Below are 9,692 nucleotides of genomic sequence, written 5' to 3'. Positions count from 1 at the left end.
GGTATACTTTCCTCGAAACTTGCTCACAATTTCTCCGTCCCTTCCCCAGTATTCTACTTGGGGACCCAAGTCCGGGAAAAAACGGGCGGCTCAGTGAGCGCCTGATGGGACTGCACCGGTCCACAGGTCCTAGTCGGCGCAGTTGTTGTGCCGCATTGGGCGGTGCCGACCGTCGCGCACTTGACACGGTGGATCCTTTAGTGAGCACCGCCGTGAGCGAGCCCTTTGACGCGACAAGTTAGGAGCCTCGACGACTGCATCGGCAGGTTGCCCACCACCGGGGGCAGACGACGTTCGTCAGGAACCAATCGCGAGGACTGGTGGAGGCCGAGCGATTGTTAGCCGAAGGATCGCGGCAGTCCCTGCGCGCCTGGCCTCATTCCCATCAGAGTGGTGGCGGACTACCGTGGATCGGGATGGGGCGCGGAACAGACCCGCTTTCGGCTGGCTCCGGCCGGATCGCCCCTGGCCTCAGTTCGGTTACGACGCGGCTGCCAGCACTCCCTGCGTGACTCGGGGTTCGTGCAGCCCGTGATAGACGGGCGGGACCTGGTTGTCGAGGCCCAGAAGCCCGTAGACGGCAATCATGGCGCCGCGTATGGAGTTCTCGACCGTGAACTCGACGCCCTCGAGGATTTCGGTGTATTGCCCGAGGAAGGCGAAGTTGGCCGCACCCACCGGTATCGTCATCGGTCGATCGCCCCGACTCCGTCGAGCGAACTGACTGGTGATGTAGGGCATCAGGACCGTTCGAGCGGTCGTCGTCGCCCGGATCCGTTCCAGGACGTCCTCGACGCCGAGGTGGCCGGCCAGTTCGGTCAGGATCTGCCGTCCGGTTGATTCGGCGAGAGTGGTTGCCACGAAGTTGCCGGGGCGATCCAGGAACAGTCCGTAGCCCCAGAGCGTCGACACGTCATCGGGCTGGCCGGCGAAGTGCGGTTGGTGAGGGACCACGATCGACAGCAGCCAGTTGGATTCGACGAAGGTCATCAGCGCGCCTTCGCCCGGCATGTTGTTCGTCAATTCCTGAACGCGTTGAAGGAGAAGGAAGTCGTGCATGGCGAGGGTGAAGGACTCCCATTTGCTCTCGTCGACGTTGCCGTCGAACGTGTTCGGTCGGCCGAAGTCCGGAGCCTTGACGGACAACGTCTCCCAGAGCGACCAGGCGCCGTCCCGCTTGTCCCGGATCAGCTCCGGGACGTGGTGATCGTCGCCATAGGTCGAATCTGCTGTCATCGATCCCAGCGTGATGAAGGCAAGGTCATCATGCCCGAGGAGCCGGGTACTCGGCTCTCCGTCGCAGATCAGATGAATTGCGGTGGCCCGTCTGGCGACGCCCGCAGCGATGAATTCGCCATCGGTCACGCGGACGCCATGTTCGATTCGGACGCCGTTCGCCATCAGGTACGACTCGATCGGTCGAACGATCGAGTCGTACTGATTCAGGGGTGTCCGTCTGACCCCGGCGAGCGTGTCCATCCTCGGGGGTCCTGCACGAACCGGAGGTAGTATCGTCTGAATTCTTTTTCACTGTGCCAGTTCTGGAACGCGAAGGTCGTGCGCCACAGGAACCAGAAATTGGTCTCGAAGAAATGATCGGAGAAGAGATCCTGGATGCGCCGGGCACCGATGAGCTTTCGGGCATGGCGATGAGTCTGGCCATCTCAGCCCGATCGACTATGTCGAAGCCGAGATCACCGGCGTCCAGGATCTGCTGTCCGTCGCCGATGAGTCTGGCTTTGGCGTTGGTGGGATGTTCGGCGTTGAACTCCACGACCTGTTCTCTCACCGACACCAGCGGGTTCTCCAGCGTCGGGATCGAGTCGAGGAGGTTCCACAAGCACGTGTAGGCCTCCTCCTCGAGCATCCGCCCGCCGCGGCTCACACACCCGTGAAACGGGTCTCCGCGTCCGTCGAGGGCCCTCCGGTCAACGGAAGTTCCTCGAGGATGTGGATGTTCTCGCCGGCGAAATGGGCGTCCCGGATCAGGAACACGGCACCGGCCAGCGATCCGATGCCGGATCCGACTAGGTAGGCCTGGGGCTGCGTCTCGATCACCATGGGCCTGCGTCACATTCCTGCCGAGGTGCCGTTGGTGGCGGCCAGATGTTCTGGTCTGGCAGCGCGAGCGGGTGCGCCATCATGATGTCCGACGCGTCACCCAGAGCAGCGGCCGCCAGCGACTCGCCTTCGGTGTTGATGATCTTGGCCCGCTTCTCGCGTTCGGCCTCCGCCTGACGGGCCATCGCCCTCTTCATAGTGTCGGGAAGCTGGATGTCCTTCAGCTCTACGAGGGTCACCTGGATGCCCCAGTCGATGGTCGTGACGTCCAGGATCTCGCGGATGTCGATGTTGATCTTGTCCGTTTCGGACAGCGTCTGGTCCAGCGTGTGCTGGCCGACAACCTTGCGCAAGGTCGTCTGGGCGATCTGATCGATGGCTGAGTACACGTTCTCGATCGCCACCACCGATTTGACGGCGTCGACGACCCGGAAGTAGGCGACCGCAGAGACGTCGACGCTCACGTTATCCCTGGTGATGATGCCCTGCGACTGGATGGGCATGGTGACGATCCGCAGCGACACCCGGTGCATCACGTCGATCAGCGGGACGATCACGCGAAGGCCCGGTTCCCGTACGCCGATGACCCGGCCGAGGCGGAAGAGCACGCCCTGCTCGTACTGCTTGACCACTTTCAGGGCCAGAGCCAGCGCAAGTAGCAGAACGACGACCACGATGACGACCACGGTGAGGAATGTCCTCATCGCACGTTCTCCCTGATCTCGTCGATCGCGGCGAGAACGGTCGCTGCGGCCTCGGCAAGAGTCTTGCCCTTGGCTGGGTGGACCTTCTCGGCTTTCAGTGCGCTTTCGACCAGGGCAAGACGGTTCTCGTACGGGCTCATGGTTGTTCCTTTTCTGGAGGGGGTGGTCGAGGATGCGCGGGCTGATCCGCCCGCGGAGTTCCGATGTTCGGGCTGCTGTTCGTCCCGGATCCGGATCTCATTGAGAACGCCGGTGGCGCCTGTGATGTGGTGCATCGTTCGTCCCGCCGCCTCGCTCTGATCAGAGAACTGGACAGTGCCCGTCAGGGTGATCCGGCGATTCGTGACGCTGACCCGGACGGTGTCGGGGACGTCTGTCGCACGATTGAGCGCCTGACCCGCCTCGGAGGCGATATCGGCATCGGTCTCCGGCACGAAAGGGCTGCGCACCGTGATTTCCTGCGCAACGGCGTTCACTCCGGGAAGGCGGAGTACGGCATCAGCGGCGGACCGCCTCTCAAGAAAGCTGTCCACTTCACCCGACAGAGTCACCGTTCCGGTGTCGACCGCGACCCCGACACGGGTGCTGTTCAGGCCGGGCACCCGCTCGAGTTCCTGGTCGATCTCGTGTTTGAGCTGTCCATCCAATTTGCTCGTCGTCGAGAGGTTCACGGTCATGGAGGGGCTCCTTGCAGATCGCGGTCAGCAGGACCGGTCCCCTGATGCTCGTTGGTAACCGCCGGAGGTCCGAGGGGAAAAGGTAACAACCATCAGGACCATAGGGACCTTCCGTCGAAGCGCACGGCACGCTCAGATGGTGCAATGACCAGTACGTCGTGAAGGGAATTGGCGGCGTGCCGTTCAGGGGACGAGGACGATCCGGATCGGATTGCCGACCTTCCTCCGGAGGTGTTCGACCGCGGTGGCTGCCTCGGTGAGCGGAAGTACCTCGCTGACGGAACGGGCGAAGTCCAGCCGGCCGGTACCGACGAGGCCGACGATCTGCTCGAGATGGTCGGGCTCGGGACCGTAGTGGCCCAGTATCTGCTGCTGGAGGTAGCTGAACCGGGTGCCGTGCTTGATCACCACCGGCTTGTCGGTCAGTCCGACCAGGACCAGCTTTAGCACTCGGCGCAGCGCTGCGGCCGTTCCCCGGTTCGGCCAGCGGCTACAGCGGGCACCCTTCGGGTGCGGACGACCCATCTGGGTCGATGACGCCGAGTTCACCGTCGACCGCCACCTCATCGACCGGACCTGCTTAGCTTAGACCCGGCCGACGAAACCGCACTGCTGAAAGTCGCCGCTGCCGCAGCCACTCACCCCCTGGCGCGCGACCACCCGCTCTGGTCGATCACCCTCGTCAACGGCCTGGAAGGCCGCCATAGCGCCCTGTTCCTGGTCATTCACCACGTCCTGGCCGATGGGATCGGCGGGCTCGCCGCGTTGGCCATGCTGATCGACAGCGCACCCGTCGGCGCCGAGATCCGCTCCCCGACATCGGCGCCCCCAACACCTCAAGCACCGTGAGCGTCACGGTCTCCTTCGCAGTGCTGTCCTACGCGGGCAAGTTGGCCGTCACGGTCATCAGCGACCCCCAACCTTGTACTGACCTAGCCTTGGTCGTCGATGCTTTACATCGCCAGCTCACCTACTTGACGGCCGGCTGAACCGAAGGGCGTGCGGCCGGCCCGGGTCGGCCAGTGGAGATGCTCCGTTGTGGACGCGCGCTGATCCCGGTGTGGTGGCCTCGACCGGCTCGGCAACATCACCGCGGCGCTCGCGGCGGGCTTTGAGGAATGAGTAGATCGGCAGCCCGATCAGCAGCATCAGCAGCGCCTGGTAGACGGCCTGGTAGCCGGCGGTGAAAGCTACCCACAGGGAGAACAGCACGCTGGCGCCGGCGATGCTCAGGTCGCGGGCCAGCGCCCATCCGTTGACGGTGCGGCGGCGGGAGGCGAGGTAGGCCAGTTGGGCGCAGGCGGAGAACAGGTAGGGGATCGCCACGGTCACCACTGAGAGGTCGACCAGGTAGGTGAAGACCTTCAGGCCGGTGTTGCCGCTGTAGGCGAAGGCCATTAGCAGGGAGGCGATCGCGGTGGAGACGAGAATTCCGAACCAGGGGATGCCGCCGCGGAAGGTCTTGGCGAACTGGGGAATGAACAGGCCGTCTTTCGCTGCGGCGCGGGGCATCTCGGCGGTGACCAGGGTCCATCCGTTCAACGCGCCGAGGCCCGAGACCACGGCGGTCGCGGCGACCAGCTTCCCGACCCAGGCGGCGTGGCCGAACATCGTCTGGAAGGCGTCGACGAACGGTGCGCCGTTGCCTGCCAGGTTCGGTTGGGCGACCAGGCCCATGACGACGGCGCTGACGGCGATGTAGAGGATGGCGCTGGCGGCGGTGCCCAGGACCGACGCGCGGCCGACGTTGACCCGGGGGTTCTTCACCTGGGCGCCGGCGATCGAGGCGCATTCGACACCGATGAAGGAGAACAGCGCAACACCCGCCGCGATACCGATGGCGCTGTAGAGGCTGCCACCGCTGGCGTTGAAGGGCCCGAAGTTCGCGGATTTGACGAAGAACCATCCGACGACGCCGACCACCAGCAGGGGCAGGAACTTCAGGACCACCGACACATTCTGGAACCAGGCCATCTGCTTGACCCCGACCAGGTTCACCACGGCCGGGATCCACAGGCCCAGCAGGGCTATCCCCAGGTTGGTCCAGGCCGAGGGGTGGGTGATGGAGAACAGGGATTCGACGTAGAGCACCCAGGACGACACGATGGCGGCGTTGCCGGCCCAGGCGGTGATCCAGTAGCACCAGGCGGTGAGGTACCCGGCGAAATCGCCGAACTCGTGCCGGGAGTAGGCGTACAGACCACCGTCACTCGTGGGAATGCGTTTGGTGAGCTGCCCGAACATCACGCCCAGCAGAAGTGCGCCGATGGCGATGACGCCCAGCACCAGGATGGAGCTGGTCCCGGCTTGGGCCAGCACACCGGGCATGGTGAACACACCGGTCCCGATGATGCTGCCGACAACCAGCGCGGTCGCCGATCCGAGCCCCAGAGTGCCGCGCTGGCGGGGGACATCGGAGGGGGCGGCGGCGGAGTGATCCGTTGGTTTCGGGGGAGCGAGCGTCATGTCAGTGACCTGTTCTGTGGGGCGAGAAGGTGGGTGGGTCGGCGGGATGGCGCTGGCGCTGGATGGCACGGCGAATTTCGTCGGCTCCCCAGACGATCAGCGGGAACGGGAGCACGACCAGGAGCTGCCCTGGATGCAGTGCAGCGGTCCCGAAGACCGGGTGCAGCCACGGCAGGTACACCAGGGCGGCTGCCAGGGCCAGTTCGATTCCGATAGCGCCCAGCAGGAGGGGGTTGCTGGTCAGCCCGGTACGGCGCAGGGAGGCCCGGTCGGTGCGCGCCGCCATCGCCGTGCCGATCTGGCAGGCCACGATGCCCAGCCACGCGACGGTGGTCGCCTGCTGGTAGACGTGGTGCAGCGGTGTGCCGGATCCCGTGGCGGCGTGCAGGTGCCAGCCACCCTGATTCAGGGTCAGGAAGAATCCGCAGAGAACCAGGGCGGCGGAGATGACGCCGAGGAACCCCCACGCCCTGGCCAGCAGCGACCACCGGATGACTCCCTCACCTGGTGGTCGCGGCGCCCGGCTCATCGTTCCCGGTTCGGCCGGTTCGCGGCTCAGGGCCAGTGCGGGGAGGGTGTCGGTCAGCAGGTCGATGGCCAGGAGTTGCATGACGGTGAGCGGCAGCGGAATGGCTCCGCCGGAGAGCGCGAACAGCATGAACGGGACGATTTCGGGGACGGCGTGGGCGAAGATGTAGAGGATGAATTTGCGGACGTTGTCGTAAATCCGCCGGCCCTCTTGGACGGCGTCGACGATGGTGGCGAAGTTGTCGTCGGTGAGCACCATGGTGGCGGCCTGTCGGGCGACCTCCGTGCCGGATCTGCCCATCGCGACCCCGATGTCGGCTGCCCGGAGGGCGGGGGCGTCGTTGACGCCGTCGCCGGTCATCGCGACCACTTCGCCCAGACTGCGCAGGGTGTCGGCGATCCGGAGCTTCGCCTCGGGGGAGCTCCGGGCGAAGATGATCTCCGTCGGTGTCCGTAGCAGCACGTCCAGCTGGCGCTCGGTCATCGCCTCCAGTTCGTCGCCGGTGATGGTGGCGCTGCCGGCCGGTCCGGTGCCGATCCCGACCTGACGGGCGATCTCGGTGGCGGTGACGCCGTTGTCGCCGGTCACCACCAGCAGTCGGATGCCGGCTTGATGGGCCCGGGCGATGGCGTCCCTGGCCTGCGGCCGCGGAGGATCGAGCATCGCCACCATGCCGACCAGGCACAGGTCCGCCTCGGCGAGGTTCCGCTCGGTCGGAACGCTGGAAGCGGCGTCGATCTGGCGTCGGGCGACGGCGATCAGGCGCAGACCGCGGTGGCCGTATTTCCCGATCGCGTCGGCCAGTCCGTTCCGGTCCTGCTCGGTCAGCGCGCGGCTGGTCGAGGCGGAGAGGGCCACCGTGACGCATCGGGGCAGAACCGCTTCGGGCGCACCCTTGGTCTTCACCCACAATTCGCCGGTTTCCCCGGTGCGGTCGACGACGCTCATCAACCGTAGCCGCGGGTCGAAGCGGAACAGGGTCTGCCGCCGGTCGCCGGATACTTTCGCGGCCGACCGGTCACTCAAGGCCGCCAGGCGCAGCAGGGCGATCTCGGTGGGATCGCCGGTGGCCTCGATGGATTCGGAAGAATCAGCGCGACCGATGGTGGCCGTGCAGCAGCTGACCGCGGTGCTCACCAGCAGGTCGCCGAGTGGCTCCAACCGGTGGTCCGTCGGCGGGGTCCAGACAATGCGCCCGGCATCGTCGCAGGTCGCCGCGCCGCTCGCGGTCCACAGATCGGTGACCTGCATTCGATTCTGGGTGAGGGTGCCGGTCTTGTCGGTGCAGATCACCGTGGTGGATCCGAGGGTCTCCACCGCGGAGAGCCGTTTGACCACCGCCCCGCGGCGGGCCAGGTTCTGGACACCGACGGCCAAGGCCAGGGTGATGGTGGGCAGCAACCCTTCGGGCACATTGGCGACCAACATCCCGATCGCAAAGCTGATGGCGGCGGCCGTGGAGAGCCCGGCCGCCAATCCCAGCGGGAGGAATGCGGCGGCGACCACGATGGAGACGATCGCGATCAGCTTCGCGACCTTCTTGACCTGCACTTCCAGGGGGCTGCTGTCGCTGCCGACCCGCTCGGACAGCGCGGCGATCCGGCCGATCTGGGTGCGCATTCCGGTGGCAGTGACGATGGCCTGGGCCTGCCCGCTGATACAGGCGCTACCGCTGAAGAGCATGTTGGCCGCGGCGAGCAGATCCGCATCGGTGTCACCGGTACCGGAGGTGCGGGTGAGGGGTTGTGATTCACCGGTCAGGGTGGACAGGTCCACCTCGACCGAGCCGGAGACCAGACGCCCGTCGGCGCTGATCCGGTCACCTTCGTCGATCAACATCACGTCGCCGGCGACCAATGTCGAAGCGGGCACGTTCGTCGCTTCGCCGTCACGCAGGACTCGGGCCTGCGCGGGCAGGTACGCGGCGAGCGCCTCGACGGCATGCTCGGCGTGCCGTTCCTGGAAGAACGCGAAGACAGCGTTGAGCAGGATGACCGCCAGGATTGCAATGGCCAGTGGCAGACTTCCGCTGATGGCCGCCAACACCGCCGCAGCGATCAGCAGTAGAGCCAGCGGGGCGGTGAACTGGGCCAGCAGTTCACGGGGCCACTGCGGTTTGCCGCGGCGGGTGATCTGGTTGGGACCGTCGATGATCAGCCGACGGGCGGCTTCGCGGGCCGACAGACCCGATGCCGAACTACGGAGGTTTCGGAAGACCAGTTGAAGCGAAGCGGTGGTGGCCATCTCCGGCTCGTCGGCCGGCTCGACGGAATTGATCGGTGGTGCCGCGCTACCCCCGGCCCGTTCCGCGGCGTTCGGCTCGGTCACGGTCACGGTCACGGCCGTTCCCGGCCGGCGGTGATGGTGGTACCGGCAGCCCCGGTCAGGATGTCGGCGGCGTCGGTGAGTGCCCCGATGGCTGCCGGGTGCCCGGTCGCCTCGACGAACTGCCGACAGGCTGTGACCTTCGGGCCCATGGAGCCGGCCGGAAAGCTCAACTGTGCCAACTGGTCCAGATCCAGCCGGTTCAACGTCGTTGCCTCAGGGGTGCCGAAGTGGGACATGATCGCGGTGACGTCGGTCAGGATGATGAGGCGATCGGCCCCGACTGCGATGGCGAGCATCGCCGCGGTCAGGTCCTTGTCGATGACGGCGTCCACGCCCACCAGGACACCGGCATTCTCGGTGACGGGGATGCCGGCCCCTCCGGCGCAGACCAGGATCACCTGGCGATCCAACAGCTGTGTGATCAGCTCCTGCTCGACGATCCGTTGCGGCGCAGGTGATGCCACGACGCGTCGCCAGGCTGCGCCGTCTGCTGCGATCTGCCAACCGTGTCGGGCGGCCAACTCCTCGGCCCGCTTTTCGGGGTACCCGGGCCCGATGAATTTGGTGGGATGCGCAAACGCCGGGTCGGCCGGGTCGACCACCGTCTGGGTCACCATGCCCAACAGGGGCTTCCGGACGCCGGCGTTGGCCAGCGACTGGACCAGCCAGTAGCCGATCATGCCCTGGGTCTGCGCGACCAGGGCATCCAGGGGGTAGGAGTGGGTCAGCTCCCTGTCGTTCTCGCTCTCCAGCGCCAGCATGCCGACCTGCGGTCCGTTGCCGTGGCAGATCAGCAGATCGTGCTCGCTCGTCAGTGGGGCCAGAGATGCTGCTGCAGCGTGGATGTGGTCGAGTTGGATTGCGGCGTCGGGTTTCTCACCGCGACGGAGCAGCGCATTCCCGCCGAGGGCGACCACGATACGCACG

At 66.0% G+C, this 9,692-nt stretch carries 7 protein-coding genes and 2 pseudogenes; 2 read left to right on the top strand and 7 right to left on the bottom strand.

The window, feature by feature from the left end:
* Positions 1–480 precede the first annotated feature (480 nt).
* From ABIB25_RS27925 to ABIB25_RS27910, 4 genes and pseudogenes are all read right to left on the bottom strand, one after another.
* Positions 481–2,061: pseudogene (locus tag ABIB25_RS27925) on the bottom strand (oleate hydratase).
* On the bottom strand, positions 2,055–2,765 hold the full coding sequence (locus ABIB25_RS27920; protein ID WP_354531780.1) for a slipin family protein: 711 nt from the start codon (positions 2,763–2,765) through the stop codon (positions 2,055–2,057). The pseudogene ABIB25_RS27925 and the gene ABIB25_RS27920 overlap by 7 nt, the downstream one beginning before the upstream one ends.
* A complete protein-coding gene (locus ABIB25_RS27915) occupies positions 2,762–3,442 on the bottom strand; it encodes a BON domain-containing protein (RefSeq protein WP_354531779.1) in 681 nt (226 codons plus the stop codon). The genes ABIB25_RS27920 and ABIB25_RS27915 overlap by 4 nt, the downstream gene beginning before the upstream one ends.
* 183 nt (positions 3,443–3,625) lie before the next feature.
* Positions 3,626–3,886, bottom strand: a pseudogene (locus ABIB25_RS27910) (zinc-binding dehydrogenase); the annotation flags it as partial.
* Here ABIB25_RS27910 and ABIB25_RS27905 point away from each other — a divergent pair.
* Together ABIB25_RS27905 and ABIB25_RS27900 are read left to right on the top strand one after the other, a co-directional pair.
* The gene (locus ABIB25_RS27905; RefSeq protein WP_354531778.1) at positions 3,834–4,031 is read left to right on the top strand and encodes a wax ester/triacylglycerol synthase domain-containing protein; all 198 of its coding nucleotides are present in this window, start codon (positions 3,834–3,836) and stop codon (positions 4,029–4,031) included. The pseudogene ABIB25_RS27910 and the gene ABIB25_RS27905 overlap by 53 nt on opposite strands.
* Positions 4,019–4,291, top strand: coding sequence for a wax ester/triacylglycerol synthase domain-containing protein (locus tag ABIB25_RS27900; protein WP_354531782.1), 273 nt, complete (start codon positions 4,019–4,021; stop codon positions 4,289–4,291). The genes ABIB25_RS27905 and ABIB25_RS27900 overlap by 13 nt, the downstream gene beginning before the upstream one ends.
* A 117-nt stretch (positions 4,292–4,408) precedes the next feature.
* On the opposite strand, the gene ABIB25_RS27895 is transcribed toward ABIB25_RS27900, so the two are convergent.
* The 3 genes from ABIB25_RS27895 to ABIB25_RS27885 all read right to left on the bottom strand — a co-directional run bounded on the left by ABIB25_RS27895 (position 4,409) and on the right by ABIB25_RS27885 (position 9,691).
* Positions 4,409–5,908, bottom strand: a complete 1,500-nt coding sequence (locus ABIB25_RS27895) for an APC family permease (protein WP_354531777.1) — start codon at positions 5,906–5,908, stop codon at positions 4,409–4,411.
* 1 nt (position 5,909) lies between these two features.
* Positions 5,910–8,681: a cation-translocating P-type ATPase gene (locus ABIB25_RS27890; protein WP_502919922.1), complete on the bottom strand. Its 2,772-nt coding sequence runs from the start codon at positions 8,679–8,681 to the stop codon at positions 5,910–5,912.
* A 92-nt stretch (positions 8,682–8,773) separates the two neighbouring features.
* Positions 8,774–9,691 carry a carbamate kinase gene (locus tag ABIB25_RS27885; RefSeq protein WP_354531775.1) on the bottom strand — a complete coding sequence of 306 codons (918 nt, stop codon included), beginning with the start codon at positions 9,689–9,691 and terminating at the stop codon, positions 8,774–8,776.
* Between the last annotated feature and the right edge of the window lies 1 nt (position 9,692).

The sequence above is a fragment of the Nakamurella sp. UYEF19 genome (assembly GCF_040546275.1).
Classification (GTDB): domain Bacteria; phylum Actinomycetota; class Actinomycetes; order Mycobacteriales; family Nakamurellaceae; genus Nakamurella.
Note: the sequence above shows the minus strand (reverse complement) of the source record. Positions and strands in the feature narration are given on the sequence as shown.